The organism is Terrabacter terrae, from assembly GCF_039529575.1.
GTDB classification, from domain to species: domain Bacteria; phylum Actinomycetota; class Actinomycetes; order Actinomycetales; family Dermatophilaceae; genus Terrabacter; species Terrabacter terrae.
This window is the reverse complement of sequence record NZ_BAAANB010000001.1, coordinates 85,083-99,769: the sequence shown is the minus strand read 5'-3', so window position 1 is coordinate 99,769 and position 14,687 is coordinate 85,083. Positions and strand designations below refer to the sequence as shown.

Genomic DNA, 14,687 nt, shown 5'->3' with positions numbered 1-14,687 from the left:
CTTCATCGTCCCGAAGTTCCACGTCGACCTCGAGACCGGTGAGCTCGGCGAGCGCAACGGCGCCCACGTCACCAACGTCGAGCACAAGATGGGCCTGAAGGTCTCCACGACGTGCGAGGTGACCTTCGGCGAGCACGAGCCCGCCGTCGGCACCCTCCTCGGCGACGTCCACGACGGCATCGCGCAGATGTTCAAGGTCATCGAGAACGCGCGGATGTTCGTGGGCACCAAGGCGATCGCCACCCTCTCGACCGGCTACCTCAACGCCCTCGAGTACGCCAAGGAGCGCGTCCAGGGCGCCGACCTCACGCAGATGACCGACAAGTCGGCGCCGCGCGTGACCATCACCCACCACCCCGACGTGCGCCGCTCGCTCATGCTGCAGAAGGCGTATGCCGAGGGCCTGCGCGCGCTCGTCATCTACGCCGCCAGCCAGCAGGACGCCGTCAACCAGGCGCAGGCCGGCAACCCCGCCGCCCCGCTCGAGAAGGGATCGCCGGGCGAACTCGCCAACCGGGTCAGCGACCTGCTGCTGCCGCTCGTCAAGGGCCTCGGCTCCGAGCGCGCGTGGGTCCTGCTCGGGACGGAGTCGCTGCAGACGTACGGCGGCTCGGGGTTCCTCCAGGACTACCCGATCGAGCAGTACGTCCGCGACGCCAAGATCGACACCCTCTACGAGGGCACGACCGCGATCCAGGGTCTCGACTTCTTCTTCCGCAAGATCGTCCGCGACAAGGGCCAGGCGCTGCAGCTGGTCGCCGGCCAGATGCAGGAGTTCGCCAAGGACCTCGGCGGCTCGCTCGACCGCGAGCGCGAGCTGCTCGGCAAGGCGCTCGAGGATGTCCAGGGCATCGTCGGCCACATGATCGGTGACCTCATGAAGAGCGACCCGCGCATGGGCGGCAAGCCGGAGAACCTCTACAAGGTCGGCCAGAACACGACGCGGCTGCTCCTCGCCGCCGGTGACCTCGTCGTCGGCTGGCTGCTGCTGCGCCAGGCCGAGGTGGCCCAGAACGCCCTCGACGGCGGCGCCTCCGGCAAGGACGCCGACTTCTACCGCGGCAAGGTGGCGGCGGCATCGTTCTACGCCAAGAACGTCCTGCCGAAGATCGCCGCCGAGCGCGCGATCGCGGAAGCCACCGACAACGACCTCATGGACGTGCCCGAGTCGGCCTTCTGACCCGAGCCGCCTGATCGAGCGCCCATCCTCCCCCGGGATGGGCGCTCGAACCGCATCCGAGGGCGTATGCCGTCAGGTGAGCGAGCGCTGGTAGGCCGGGCACAGCTCGACGACGCGGAAGCCGAGCTCCTCGTTGATCGACACCATCCACGAGTTGGTGTCGGAGTTGCCGGTGACGACACGGCGGCGCTCCGGGTGGTCACGCTGGAGGCGACGCAGGTTCTCCACCTTGACCGCCATCCCGAGCCGGTGGCCCCGGTGCTCGCGCTGCACGAGCGTCCCCCACTGCCAAGCGGTTCCGGGTGCGCCGGCCGGCAGCACGAGCTCGGTGTAGGCGACCACGTCGCCGCTGTCCTCGTGGACTGCGACGGTGGTCAGGCGTACGCGCGCCTGCGCCTTGGCCACGTCCAGGTGCTCCTGGTACCTCGCGGGGGTGAGCGACTCCTCCTCGAAGTCGATCTCACCCGTCGGGGCATCGACGGCCAGCTGGTTCATCAGGGTGCAGAGCGAGTCCACCAGGTGCTCTGGCACGCCGTCGACGTGGGTTTCGAGGCGGTAGAGGCCATCCCACCGTGGCCGCGCGCACTCGGCGTGCCGGTCGAGCAGTGCCGCCTCGACAGGCAGCTCGAGGTGGCGGACGATCTCGGTGTTGCCGAGCGCGAAGCCGTGCCGCTCCGCGAAGCGCCGGTAGCCGTGGTCGTCGGAGTCGGGCGGCACGTGGAACTCGACGATCACGGTCGCGCGGCCTTCGTCGCGCGCCCGCTCGACGAGGCGCTCGACGAGGGCCGAACCCGCGCCACGACGCCGCCTCGAGGGTGCCACCTGCACGTCGGTCCATGTCATCGTCGTGTTGTCGGTCATCGGCAGCCAGAGGGTCGCCACGCCGACCAGGTCGGGCCCGTCACAGGCACCCCACATCTCCATCGGCTCCGCCTCGTCGACGTGCCGCCACTCGACGAGCGTCTCTGCGAGAGAGGGCGGCTCGACCCACGGGCGCTCGTGTCCCTTGCTCTCGACGATGACGTCGTATGCGTGGGCACACTCCTCGTCGTCGTGCACGTCGATGCGCCTGACCTCCATGACATCGACGGTAGGCCCGCCGCGGGGTGCGGTGCCATCGAGTTTCAGCGGTCCCGGGCGCGGACTGGTTCCCCAACCGCGCCGTGGCGCAGTTTCGGTCGGGATCGCGGTCGCGATGGAAGCTGCAAGCGCGCCGTGGCGCAGTCTCCGGTGGGACCGCGCGCTCACTCTGCGGGGACGGGGCGCTCACTCGCTGCGAGACGTGCGAGGGCGCGTGGCGCAGCAGGAGCAGTCCGGCGACGAGGACCGCGAAGCCGACGTCGGCGCGAAGGCGCACGCCTCGAGGTAGATGCCGACGAACCACGGCAGCTGCGGCACCCATCACGAGCCCGTCGCGGGCCATGCGCCCCCCATCGCCGGAACGCGACGTCGGCCCGGAGGGTCGGCGACGACTCCCAGCGCCACCCAGACGACGAGGAGGGGAGCTGTCGGGCGCAGCAGGCGCGCCGCGGCGGCGGAAGAACGCGGCATACCGTCCTCGGCTGGCCGGCGAGCGCCGCCCGAGCGACTCGAGCTTGTGCGCGTGTCCGCGGCACGGCACCCGGCGCCGAGGGGGGTCGGGTCTGGCTCACGGTCCGATGGAAGCACGGACGGCGGCCCGCGCAGATGAGTTCTCCTGCTCGGGCCGCCGTCCCTGGCGTCAGCCGACCGCTGCTGCGTCCCCCGGACGCACCCGCGCGGTCGGAGAGTCGGTCAGACGATGTCGTCGCGCCGGTTGACGCGGCGCTCCACCACGTCCTCTTCGACGATGTCGGGAGCGCCACGGCGCTCGACGACCTGCGTGTGCTGCGTGCGGGTGCGCTGGGCGTTCATGACGAGCGCCAGGATGATCGCGAGCGCACCGGCGACCATGAGGATGACGCCGATCGTGTTGCCCGTGCTGGCGCTCATGTTGAGCACGCTCGAGTCGATGGTGGTGAAGCAGAAGATGGCACCGACGACGAGCAGGAAGATCCCGAGTCCGATACCCATGAGGCCTCCTTGATGAGGGCACGCACGGTCGCATGCCTGCGCAGCACATACCCGCAGCACGCGTGCCTGTGACCATCCGCCGCGACAGCGACGGACCGCCAGCCGCCCGCGCTCGTCTCAGCGCCGGCGGCGGCCGAAGGCGAGGGTGAGCGCTGAGACGAGGAGCATGACGACGGCCACGCCGAGGGCGACGCCGATCTCGTAGTAGAGGTTGCGGGCCGCCAGCCCGTAGGCGGCATCGGCGACGGTCCGGGCCACCTCCGGGCCGACCCTGCGCATCAGCGGTTCGCGAGCCACCATGAGCACCAGGGCGAGCGCGACGGACGTCCCGATCCAGCCGATGGCGACCAACGTCGTGGCCGTGCGCCACCGGCGCGCGAGGGCGATGGAGAGCAGCGCGAGCACGGCGACCACGAGCGGCCCCCACGGCCCCCAGGACCCGGCGATCCGGTATGCGCGTTGCGCCGTCTGCAGGTCGGTCGCCTTGACGAGGGGGATCGTCACGACCGGCGCGATCGCGCCCGCGTTCGGCACTCCCGCCTGCTGGAGGGTCGCGGTCAGCGCCGGGACCGGGATCGTGACGCGCATGGCGACCCGGCCCTGGTCGTCGAGCTCGGTGCTGCCCCGGCCCTGCATCACGGCGATGAACTGGCTGTGCACGGCGCGCACGGCCGAGGTCCACGCCGTCGCGACCTGAGGGCTGGCGACGAGCTTGGCCGCCTCGGTGCGGATCGGCACCTCGAGCGCCTTCTCGATCGCGGGCTGCAGCTGCACCGCGGAGAGCACGCCGCTCACGATGCCGTCGGTGAGCGCCTGCTGGACCTGGGGCTTGGACACGACCGGTCGCAGCTCGTCGACGAAGACGTCGGTGCGGGTGAGCATGACCGAGGCCCAGAACCCCACCAGGGACACGGGGAGCAGCACGATCGCCAGGAGGCCGCAGAGCGCGGAGAGGAACGAGCGTCCGCCGGATGCCTGTCGCGCCACGTCTGCCACCTTGTCCGTTCGGGTTCGCCCGGCTCGCCCGGTCGCCGGGGTCGCTCGGATCACCAGGATCGCCAGGATCCGGTCGGGGTCACTCCCCCGCGTGGACCCCGCGAAGGTCGAGAGTCAGTGTGGCACCGGCGGCTGGGTCGAGGACGACCGGGATGCCCCAGTCCTGCTGGAACAGGTGGCAGGCCGCGTGCTCGGGCACCTCGCCCGTCACCGGGTCGCCGTCGCACGCCGCCGCCTGGACGGAGATGTGCAGCGTGCCCGAGCCGATGCCGTCGCGCAGGACGAGCGTCCGGGTCAGGCCCTCGGCCCGACCGGCGCCCGACACGAGCAGGGCGTCGGGCGTGGCGGACACGTCGAGCCGGGTCGGGTCGCCCCACCGGTGGTCGAGCTTCTGGCCGGCCGGCGGCACGAACGTCACCTCGAGCGCGACCTCGCCGGCGGGCAGTGGTGTCGCGGGCCGCTGGGTGCGGTGGGCGGGTCCGTCGACGCGCTGGGCGTCGCGGGGCAGCGCCACCCGGGTCAGGCGATGGGCGGCCGACTCGACCACAACGAGGCGTGTCTCACCGGTCTGCGGGTCGGTCTCGACGGCCGCGTCACTCGGCTCGGCGAGGCCTTGGGCGAGGGTCGACACCTGGCCGGTCGACGGGTCGAAGCGGCGCAACGCGCCGTTGTAGGTGTCGCTCACGGCGACCGATCCGTCGGGCAGCTCGGTGACGCCGAGCGGGTGCTGGAAGAGGGCCTCGGCCGCATCGCCGTCGCGGTGGCCGAAGTCGAACAGGCCCGTGCCGACGTGCGTCTGGACGACGACCCCGCCGTCCGGCGCGGTCGTCACCGACCGCAGCGCCGAGGTCTCCGAGTCCGCGATCCAGACGCGATCGCCGGACGCCGATGTCGCCAGACCGGACGGCTGGGCGAACCAGGCCTCCGGCCCGGGACCGTCGACGAGACCCTCGTTCGACGTGCCGGCGACCACCTCGACGCGTCCGTCCTCGACGGTCTCGCCCGGAGCCCAGGCCCACAGCTGATGGGTGCCGGCCATGGCGATGAGCACCCGGTCGCCGGACCGGGCGAGGTCCCACGGCGTCGACAGGGCCTGCTCGAGTGCCGGTCCGCCGCCGGTGCGCTCGCGCAGCTGTGAGCCGGTCCCGGCGAGCACGTGGACCGATCCGTCGGAGAAACGAACTCCCTTGAGCTGGTGGTTGACCGAGTCGGCGACGAGGAGGTCGACGCCGAGCCGCTCGGCAACCTCCGGATCCGCGAGCAGCAGGCCCTGCGGCTCGTTGAGGACGCCTTCGCCACCCCACCGCGCGCGTTCGGTCTCGAGGTCGTCCTCGAGGTGCACGACCTGGTGGTTCGCGGTGTCGCTGACCACGAAGGTCCCGTCGGGCAGGGCGACGGCCTTGCCCGGGAAGCGCAGCGCGGTGTCCGGCGCCGGCGGCGGGACGTAGGGGTCGTCGCCCGGCTGGAGGGTGCCCTTGGCGCGGTGCTCCTCGATGAGCTCCGCGACGAGCGCGGCCAGACCCGGGCCGTGGCCCTCACCGGACATCGACGCGACGACGTAGCCCTCCGGGTCGACGACGACGAGCGTGGGCCAGGCCCGGGCGGCATACGCCTTCCACGTCACGAGCTCGGGGTCGTCGAGGACAGGGTGGTGGACGGCATACCGCTCCACGGCCGCGGCGAGGGCGTCGGCGTCGGCCTCGTGCTCGAACTTCGGCGAGTGCACGCCGATGATCGTCAGCGCGTCGGGGAACCGCGCCTCGACGGGGCGCAGCTCGTCGAGGACGTGGAGGCAGTTGACGCAGCAGAACGTCCAGAAGTCGAGGACGGTGACACGGCCGCGGAGGTCGGCGAGCGACAGGGAGCGGCCGCCGGTGTTGAGCCACCCGCGGCCGACGAGCTCGGGGGCGCGTACCTTCACGCGGGCGCGCAGCGCGCTCGTCGAGGGGTCGGCGCTCATGCCAGCCTCCGGTCGGGCAGCACCGGGAAGGCGCGGCGCCACTGCTGGGTCGCGGCGGTGTCGACGTCGATGCTCAGCACCTCCTCCTCAAGGCCGGCGGCGGCCAGAACCTTCCCGGTGGCGTCGACGACCTGCGAGTGGCCGCCCATCTCGTGCCCCGCGTGGGTGCCGGCGGTGTTGCACTGCAGGACGACGCACTGGTCCTCCACGGCCCGCGCCTGGCCGAGCAGCGTCCAGTGGGCGACCCTCTTGCGCGGCCATGCCGCGGGGATGGCGAACACCTCCGCGCCGCGGTCGAGCAGCCGGCGGTAGAGCTCGGGGAAGCGCAGGTCGTAGCAGGTCGAGAGCCCGACCGGGACGGTGCCACCGTCCGCGACCGGCACGCCGACCACGACGAGCGCCTCGCCTGCGTCGAGCAGGCCGGGCTCCCCCTCGCCGAAGCCGAAGCGGTGGATCTTGCGGTAGGTCGCCACGAGGTCGCCCTCGGGTGAGAAGACGAGGCTGGTGTTCCACAGCCCCCGGTCATCCCCACCGGCCGGCTCGCCGCGCTCGACGATCGACCCTGCGTGGAGGGTGACGCCTGCGTCCCGGGCTGCCGCCGCGAGCGCCTCGGCGACTGGCCCGTCGGCCGGCTCCGCACGCTCGGCCCACGCCGTGTAGTCGAACCCGCCGGCGGACCACAGCTCCGGCAGCACGACGAGGTCGTGGCCCGCCTGGGCGCGCACGAGGTCCGCCACCCGGGCGGTGCGGTCGGCGACCGACTCGTCGTCGCCGTAGGCCAGCTGGATGAGCGCAACCTTCATGGTGCAACTCTCACACGACGCAGCTGTCGACGCTCAGACGGTACGGCCTTCGCACAGGTCAGTCGACGCGGGAGTCGTGCCGCTCACGGCGGCGAGCCGCGAGCTCCTCGCGCAGTTCCGGGTCGCTCTTGACGAGGTAGACGAGACCACAGTCCTGGGGCCCGGTCGCACCCGGCACGCAGAGCGTGCACGGCTCGCCGAGCCGGATGGGGCACCGTGGGTCGGTAGGTCGTGATGGCATATGCCCTCCTCATCGCACATACTACCGGCTGTAGTAGACCGGGCGGGCCTAGGTGCGTTGGAGCGGGAGCATGCGTACGCGTACACCTCCCTCGTCAGCGGGGGGTGTCGCCGTCGCGCTTGGCCAGGGCGGCCAGGCGCTCGTTGTAGGCGTTCAGCTCGGCGTCGCCGTCCCGGTCGGCCCGGCGGTCGCGCCGCACCGACTCCGCCTGGTCCCTGCCGAACCACTGGACCGCGACCGTCAGGGCCAGGACGAGGCTCGGCAGCTCGCCGATGGCCCACGCCACCCCGCCGCCGAGGCGCTGGTCGGCCAGCGGGTCGGGCACCCACGGCATCCTGATCGCCGTGAAGAAGTCACCGGCGAGCAGCGTCGTGCCGGTGACCATCGCGACCCCGAAGAAGGCGTGGAAGGAGATGGTCGCGAAGAGCACGACGAGGCGCAGTGGCGGGCTCCACTTCTTCGGGCCCGGGTCGATCCCCACGAGGGACCACACGAACAGGTAGCCGGTGAGGACGAAGTGGGCCGTCATCAGCAGGTGTCCGGTGTGGGTCTCGAGGGCGAGCTGGAACAGGCCCGTCCAGTAGAAGGCCACGAGGCTCGTGAAGAAGAGGACGGCCGCGACGACCGGGTTGCCGAGGACGGACATCAGCCGGGAGTGCACCGCCCTCAGCAGCAGCTCACGCGGGCCCAGGGTGCCGTCGCGGCGAGGCCTGATGCTGCGCAGCGCCAGGGTGACCGGTGCACCGAGGACGAGGAAGATGGGCAGCACCATCGCCTCGACCATGTGCAGGGTCATGTGCCACGAGAAGGCGACCCGGCCGTAGATGCCGAGGACCCCGTTGGTCGCGTAGACGAAGAGCAGCCAGCCGATGACCCAGCTCACGGTGCGCAGGACCGGCCACGCGTCCCCACGGCGGCGCAGCCGGACGACCCCGGCGATGTAGAGCGCGATGGCGAGCAACCCGGTCGAGAGGAACAGCCACTCGACGCGCCAGGCCGTGACCCAGTCCAGGGCGCTCGGCGGCGGCGGGGCGGGGAACCCCGTCAACGACAGAGCGGCGGTTGGGTCCGGCTCCATCTCGGGCACCGGCGGCCGGCTGCGGGCGAGAGCCGTCGCCACCCCGAAGGCGAGGCCCATGACCAGCGTCTCGGCGACTGCGAGCCTGACGAAGAGGCGGCCGCGCATCTGTCTCCCGCCGTCGTGGTCCGCGGTCGCTTCGATCCGGTCGATCCGGTCGATCCGGTCGAGGGTCACCCGCCGGTGCACGGCCCCGGCCACACCGAGAACGGCCAGCGCCGCCACCTTGACGAGGACGAGGACGCCGTACGGGGTCGCCAGGTCCGACCACGTGCCTAGTCGCGTGGACGCCGTCATGACCCCCGAGACGCCGAGCGCGATGAAGCACCACAGCGCCACCGTCGAGAAGCGGCGTGCGACCACGCCGAGGGCGTCGCCGAGGCGGTGCCGGAGGACGACGAGGGCGAGCAGGCCACCGACCCAGACAGCCGCTGCCAGCAGGTGCACCGCGATGCCGTTGACGGCCGTCTCGTGGTCGGCAGAGCCGCCTGCGTGCCCGGCGAGACCGAGCACGAGCAGCCCGAATGCGGACAGGGCGGCCAGGCCGACGGGCACGAGGCGGCCCCGGGCGACGGCGGCGACCGAGGCGACGACCACGGCCGTGACCGTGCTGATCAGGCCGACCCGGAGCGGCTCGATCGACCACAGCGCCCCCGTGAGCTGGGTGCCGAAGCCCGGCTGACCGAGCGGCATACCGGCGGCGTCGGCGAAGGTGAACACGACCACCACCGCCCCGGCGACCGCCCAGACGAACGCGGCGGCGGTCGCGACGCGCAGGGCCGCAGCCCTGCGCGGCTCGTCGGCAGCGGTCGTCTCGGCACGCGTACGGCCGGGGATCATGGTGGCCGCGAGCAGCAGCGAGCCGACGGTCAGTGAGGCCGCCACGTCGTGGAGGGCGCGCACGAGGGGCAGCGCCCAGCGCACGACCGGGCCCGCGTCGGTGAAGCCGGACGGCAGCGGGTCCGACGCGCCGGTGAAGCGGGCGGCCGCGACACACGCGAGCAGAGCGACGACCGCGACCCCGGCCACGGGCAGCGCCGCGCCCCAGGCAGACCGAGCGGAGTCACCCGTCCGCCGGTCGACGAGGTCGTCTCGCTGCAGGTCAGACATGCCTCAAGGGTAAGTAGTCTGATGACATGCCCATGCACCCGGCCGCCCCCGACGACCGCAACGGACTGATCGACGCGTTCGACAACACCGTGCTGTCGATCATCGACCTCGGGTACTCCTGCCGGGAGGAGGACTTCGACCTCGAGACCGAGTGCCCGGGCTGGACCGTCAAGGACCAGATCGCCCACATCGTCGGAGCAGAGAAGTCGTTCTCCGGGCTGCCGCGGCCCCAGCTGACGGTCCCGGACTACCCCCACCTGCGCAGCGACTTCGCCCGTTTCGTCGAGGTCGACGTCGAGGCCCGGCGCGGCGTCACGGGCCGTGACGTCGTGGCGGAGCTGGCAGAGTTCCACCCTCGCCGGGTGGCCGAGCTCCGGGCATCCGACGCCGACGTCGACACGGTCATCGGCGGTTTCTTCGGCCCGGACACCACCTTCGGGGAGCACCTCCACCGCCGGATCGTCGACGCCTGGGTGCACGAGCAGGACCTGCGCGCAGCCCTCGACCGGCCCGGCAACCTCGACTCCGCCAGCGCAGCGGTCTTCACCGCCGACATCCTGGCGGCCCTGCCGCGCATCGCGTCGCGGGTCGCCGACATCGGCCCCGGGCACGCGGTCGTCCTGGACGTGACCGGGCCGGTCGTGGCCCGTGGCGGGGTGCGTATCTGCGTCGGTGAGGACGGGAAGCCCTACGGTGAGGCGCTCTTCAGCGGACAGGATCGACCGGAGGGCGACGAGCAGCTCGACGTCACCAGCGTCCACCTCACGACCGACGCCCTGACCCGTCGCGCCGCCGGGCGCCGGCCCGCCGAGCAGATCCGCTACACCGTCACCGGTGACGAGGAGATCGCCCGCAAGCTCCTCGACGCCCTGGTCGTCGTGACCCACTGACCCAGTGGCGCTCGCGGCCCTCGGCCGCGCTCGCGGGCCCTCGCCCGCCCTCGGGAGGCGTAGCGCCCGCACAGGCGCGCGTGTACACCTCGGCCGAGATGCCTGCCACCGGCGTCCACCTTGTGCATTGGGGGCCGACCGCATAGCGTGATGAGAAGTCGGTCAAGCCAGCGCCGCTTCAGGCACATCCGAATTATCGGAGTACACATGACCGACCCATCCAGGGGTCCGCGCAAGGATGCCCGCACCAGGGAGCTCATCGAGCTGGTGCGCACATCGAGCTCCACCTCAGCCCGCGCCGCAGCGCTCGAGTCCGTGACGCTGCTGCACATGCCGCTCGCACGCTCCCTCGCCCACCGCTACTCGGGCAAGGGCCTCGACCGTGACGACCTCGAGCAGGTCGCCTTCCTGGCCCTGCTGAAGGCCATCGAGCGCTTCGACCTGACCAAGCCGACCGAGTTCGGCGCCTACGCCACACCCACGATCACCGGCGAGCTGCGTCGTCACTTCCGTGACCACGGCTGGCTCGTGCGCCCGCCGCGGGAGCTGCAGGAGCGTCGCCAACTCGTCACCGAGACACGGTCCGCGCTCGAGCAGCGGCTCGGCCACGACCCCGACGCGGGAGAGCTCGCAGACGAGCTCGAGCTCAGCCTCGCCTCCGTCAAGGAGGCGCAGGTCGCGGCAACCAACCTTCGACCGGCGTCCCTCGACGCCACGACCGCGGACGGCGGGCGCCCCGTGCTCGACCTGCTCGACTCCCGCGGTGACTCCGGCTCCGACCCGGGCGTCGACGAGGGGATCGTCGTGCGCACCGCGCTCGACCGGCTGTCACCGCGGGACCGCCGTCTCGTCGAGCTGCGGTTCACCGGCGACCTGACCCAGGCCGAGATCGCGGACGCCATGGGCTTGAGCGCGATGCAGGTCAGCCGGCTGCTCCGGCGCACCCTCGAGGAGCTGCGCCGGCAGCTGTCCGCGGACGGAGTGACCCCTAGCTGACAGCGTCGGCGGTGCCGTTGGCCACCCTGCCGGACGACGCCACGTGCCCGGCGGGGTCGCCGCCCGGTCCGAACTGCGACTCCTGGCCCTCGATGACCTGCGAGGCCACCTTGGCCAGCTTCATGTTCAGCTCCTGGGACGTGCTGCGCAGCAGCTCGAACGCCTCGTCACCGGAGATGTGGTGCGCCGCCATGAGCAGACCCACCGCCTTGCCGATCTCGCGGTTGCTCTGCAGGCCCTGGCGCAGCGTCGCGGCCTCCTCCCGGGCGCGGATCGCCATGAGGGCGACCGACGCGAAGGAGGCGATCACCGCACCGATGTCGGCGGACTTCTGCGTGAGGCCGCGCGGGGTGTCCGAGAAGACGTTCAGGGCACCGACCTTCTCGCCGTCGAGCAGCAGGCGGTAGCCGATCGCCGAACGCACCGGCGTCTCGGCGAGGACACGCTGCGTGAAGCGCGGCCACGGCGTCGTGCCGTCGGTGAGGTCGGCGTCGTGCTGGTACGCCTCCGAGACGATCGCGTCGACACACGGACCCTCACCGACCTCGATCTCTATGCCGTCGATGTGGCGCGCGACCTCGTCGGTGCTCGCCGCCGAGACGAAGCGGTCACGGGTGCGCAGGAGCAGGGAGGAGCGGTCGCAGCCGTCGACGAGGCGCGCCGCGCAGTCGACCAGCGACTGGTGGATCGAACCCGAGTCGGCACCGGCGTAGATCAGCGCCGACATCTGTCGGAAGGCGTCGTTGATCGTCGGGTCGACCGGAACGTCGCTCGTCATGGCACTCCTGCAGCTGGTGGGTCCCTCGCTCCGCACACTGTTGGACGGGTCGGGCACGCCGGCAATCCTCGCACCTCCCCGACGGTGCGAGCATCGAGAACCCTACGAGAGAGACGCCGGATGCACCACCTTTGACAAACCATGGGCACCCGAGTTGACATCACGCCCCCGCAGCCAAATACTTGCATGCTGCAAGCAACTAACTGGAACGGGGGCAGCATGCGCGTGGGAGTCAGCAAGGACGAGGCGAACGAGGTCTTCCTCGGCCTGCTGCGCGTCCAGAAGCTGCTCGTCGCCGCCAAGCACAGCGCTCCCCGGCTCGAGGACGGCGTCGACGTCACGGCATACCCCGTGCTCTTCGTCGTGGCCGGCGCCGGGACCGTGCGCATCTCCGAGCTCGCGGCCACGCTGCACAACGACGTCTCCACCGTGAGCCGCCAGGTCAGCTCGCTCGTGACGAGCGGCCTGCTCGAGAAGAGCGCCGACCCCAGCGACGGGCGCGCCTCGGTCATCTCGCTGACCGACACCGGCCGCGAAGCCCTCGGGCGCATCCAGGACGGCCGTGCCGCCTGGTTCCAGGGACTGCTCTCCCATTGGGACGGGCCCGCGACCGCGGAGTTCGTCACCCGCCTGCGCGAGCTCGCCGACGCGCTCGACGCCAACCTCCGGGCCCGGGGTGCAACGACGCCCCCCATGCCCTTCGACAGCACCAGAGACCAGAAGCAGAAAGAGGACTGACATGTCCGACACCACCGCCGAACCGTCGGCCGCCGACGCCCGCGCGGGCGCGCCGGCGCTCTCCCACCGGGAGATCGTCACCATCCTCATCGGGCTGATGTTGGGGATGTTCCTGGCCGCACTCGACCAGACCATCGTGGCGAGCGCCATGCGCGTCATCGCCGACGACCTCAACGACCTCGCCGGACAGGCCTGGGTCACGACGGCATACCTGATCACGAGCACGATCGCGACGCCGCTCTACGGCAAGCTCGGCGACATCTACGGGCGCAAGAAGCTGTTCATCTTCGCCATCACGATCTTCACCATCGGCTCGATGCTGTGCACGCTGGCCTGGTCCATCCCGTCGCTCGCCGCCTTCCGCGCGGTCCAGGGCATCGGCGCCGGCGGTCTCTTCTCACTCGCCCTCGCGATCATCGGCGACATCGTCCCGCCCCGTGAGCGCGCCAAGTACCAGGGCTACTTCCTCGCCGTCTTCGGCACCTCGAGCGTGCTCGGCCCTGTCATCGGCGGCTTCTTCGCCGGCCAGAGCACCCTCCTCGGCGTCACCGGCTGGCGCTGGGTCTTCCTCGTCAACGTCCCGATCGCCATCGCCGCGCTCATCGTCGTCTCCCGCACGCTGCACCTGCGCCACACCCGCCGCGACCACCGCGTCGACTACTGGGGTGCGCTCAGCCTCTCCGTCGCCCTCGTGCCGCTGCTCATCGTGGCCGAGCAGGGCCGCAGCTGGGGCTGGGATTCCGGCCAGTCGATCCTGTGCTACGCCATCGGCCTCGTCGGTCTCGTGGCCTTCTTCGTCGTCGAGCGCGCCATGGGTGAGGAGGCGCTGATCCCGCTGCGCCTGTTCACCAACCGCACCATCGCGGCCGCCTCGGTCAGCTCGGTCTTCATCGGGATGGGCATGTTCGGTGGCCTCGCCGCCATCCCGCTCTACCTGCAGATCGTCAAGGGCTCGACGCCCACCGAGGCGGGGCTCCAGCTGCTGCCGATGACCCTCGGCATCATGTTCGGCTCGGTCTTCTCGGGCCAGATGATCTCCCGCACCGGGCGCTACCGGCACTTCCCGATCATCGGCGCCGCGATCCTCGTTCTCTCCCTCTTCGGCTTCCACTACGTCACGGCCGACACCCCGCTGTGGAAGATGATGATCGGGATGTTCTTCTTCGGCATCGGCCTCGGCTTCAACTTCCAGCCGCTGACCCTCGCCGTGCAGAACGCCGTCGACCGCCGCGACATCGGAGTGGCCACCTCGTCGGCGACGTTCACCCGCCAGATCGGTGGAACGCTCGGCACGGCCGTCTTCCTCTCGATCCTCTTCTCGCAGGCCGGCACCAAGATCACCGACGCCTTCAAGAGCATCGCGCCGACGGCCCAGTTCCAGGCGGCGCTGCGCAACCCGACCGGCGGCGACCCGGCCACGAACAAGGGCTTCATCCAGTCGCTGCAGACCTCCCAGCAGTCGGGCGGAACCGGCGGCATGGGCGGCTCGGCCCTGTCGGACAGCTCGTTCATCAACCAGCTCGACCCGCGACTGGCGCGGCCCTTCCTCGTCGGGTTCTCCGAAGCGATGTCGGTCGTCTTCCTCGTCGCGGCGGGCGTGCTCGTGCTGGCCTTCATCGCCTCGCTCTTCCTCCCGCACGTCGACCTCGGCCCCAAGCCGGGTGCGGCCGCTCCCGAGGACGAGGCCGTGGCGGTCCCCGCGGGCCACTGACCCCCCTCCTCAACCGTCGAGAGGCCACGTACGGCCCCCGACAAGAGTCGAAAGGCCACTTCTCGTCCTGAGAAGTGGCCTTTCGGCTTCTCGCACGCAGCACATGCCGCCTGGCCTGGCGGTTGGCGGAGGCACCCACGCCAAGCCGCCGACC

General features: G+C 71.4%; 13 protein-coding genes. 5 read left to right on the top strand and 8 right to left on the bottom strand.

Translation table 11 applies throughout. The features are described from left to right. Window positions 1-1,180 (top strand): acyl-CoA dehydrogenase family protein (locus tag ABD194_RS00455; RefSeq protein WP_343985866.1); only part of this gene is annotated, 1,180 nt, incomplete at its 5' end. Between the two features lie 72 nt (window positions 1,181-1,252). On the opposite strand, the gene ABD194_RS00450 is transcribed toward ABD194_RS00455, so the two are convergent. The 7 genes from ABD194_RS00450 to ABD194_RS00420 all read right to left on the bottom strand — a co-directional run bounded on the left by ABD194_RS00450 (window position 1,253) and on the right by ABD194_RS00420 (window position 9,420). Then, window positions 1,253-2,260 (bottom strand): GNAT family N-acetyltransferase, encoded by a 1,008-nt coding sequence (locus tag ABD194_RS00450; RefSeq protein ID WP_343985862.1) that lies wholly within the window; start codon window positions 2,258-2,260, stop codon window positions 1,253-1,255. 693 nt (window positions 2,261-2,953) lie between these two features. Next, complete coding sequence (locus ABD194_RS00445; RefSeq protein ID WP_343985859.1) at window positions 2,954-3,232, bottom strand: DUF6458 family protein; 279 nt, start codon at window positions 3,230-3,232, stop codon at window positions 2,954-2,956. A 117-nt stretch (window positions 3,233-3,349) separates the two neighbouring features. Then, window positions 3,350-4,219 (bottom strand): hypothetical protein, encoded by an 870-nt coding sequence (locus ABD194_RS00440; RefSeq protein WP_343985857.1) that lies wholly within the window; start codon window positions 4,217-4,219, stop codon window positions 3,350-3,352. An 88-nt stretch (window positions 4,220-4,307) separates the two neighbouring features. Further along, on the bottom strand, window positions 4,308-6,188 hold the full coding sequence (locus tag ABD194_RS00435) for an NHL domain-containing thioredoxin family protein (RefSeq protein ID WP_343985854.1): 1,881 nt from the start codon (window positions 6,186-6,188) through the stop codon (window positions 4,308-4,310). Continuing rightward, on the bottom strand, window positions 6,185-6,991 hold the full coding sequence (locus ABD194_RS00430) for a nitrilase-related carbon-nitrogen hydrolase (RefSeq protein ID WP_343985851.1): 807 nt from the start codon (window positions 6,989-6,991) through the stop codon (window positions 6,185-6,187). The genes ABD194_RS00435 and ABD194_RS00430 overlap by 4 nt, the downstream gene beginning before the upstream one ends. Before the next feature lie 58 nt (window positions 6,992-7,049). After that, window positions 7,050-7,232, bottom strand: coding sequence for a DUF6767 domain-containing protein (locus ABD194_RS00425; protein ID WP_343985848.1), 183 nt, complete (start codon window positions 7,230-7,232; stop codon window positions 7,050-7,052). 94 nt (window positions 7,233-7,326) lie between these two features. Further along, window positions 7,327-9,420 carry a bifunctional copper resistance protein CopD/cytochrome c oxidase assembly protein gene (locus ABD194_RS00420; protein WP_343985845.1) on the bottom strand — a complete coding sequence of 698 codons (2,094 nt, stop codon included), beginning with the start codon at window positions 9,418-9,420 and terminating at the stop codon, window positions 7,327-7,329. Between the two features lie 26 nt (window positions 9,421-9,446). Between ABD194_RS00420 and ABD194_RS00415 the strand changes: the two genes are divergently transcribed. Further along, window positions 9,447-10,310 (top strand): maleylpyruvate isomerase family mycothiol-dependent enzyme, encoded by an 864-nt coding sequence (locus ABD194_RS00415; protein WP_343985841.1) that lies wholly within the window; start codon window positions 9,447-9,449, stop codon window positions 10,308-10,310. A 207-nt stretch (window positions 10,311-10,517) separates the two neighbouring features. Then, complete coding sequence (locus tag ABD194_RS00410) at window positions 10,518-11,306, top strand: sigma-70 family RNA polymerase sigma factor (protein WP_343985838.1); 789 nt, start codon at window positions 10,518-10,520, stop codon at window positions 11,304-11,306. Here the strand turns inward: ABD194_RS00410 and ABD194_RS00405 are convergent. Then, on the bottom strand, window positions 11,299-12,084 hold the full coding sequence (locus ABD194_RS00405) for an ANTAR domain-containing protein (protein ID WP_343985835.1): 786 nt from the start codon (window positions 12,082-12,084) through the stop codon (window positions 11,299-11,301). The genes ABD194_RS00410 and ABD194_RS00405 overlap by 8 nt on opposite strands. A 219-nt stretch (window positions 12,085-12,303) precedes the next feature. On the opposite strand from ABD194_RS00405, the gene ABD194_RS00400 reads away from it, so the two are divergent. Further along, window positions 12,304-12,822 (top strand): MarR family winged helix-turn-helix transcriptional regulator, encoded by a 519-nt coding sequence (locus ABD194_RS00400; protein WP_343985832.1) that lies wholly within the window; start codon window positions 12,304-12,306, stop codon window positions 12,820-12,822. A 1-nt stretch (window position 12,823) separates the two neighbouring features. Next, the gene (locus ABD194_RS00395; RefSeq protein WP_343985829.1) at window positions 12,824-14,533 is read left to right on the top strand and encodes an MDR family MFS transporter; all 1,710 of its coding nucleotides are present in this window, start codon (window positions 12,824-12,826) and stop codon (window positions 14,531-14,533) included. The last annotated feature ends 154 nt before the right edge of the window (window positions 14,534-14,687 follow it).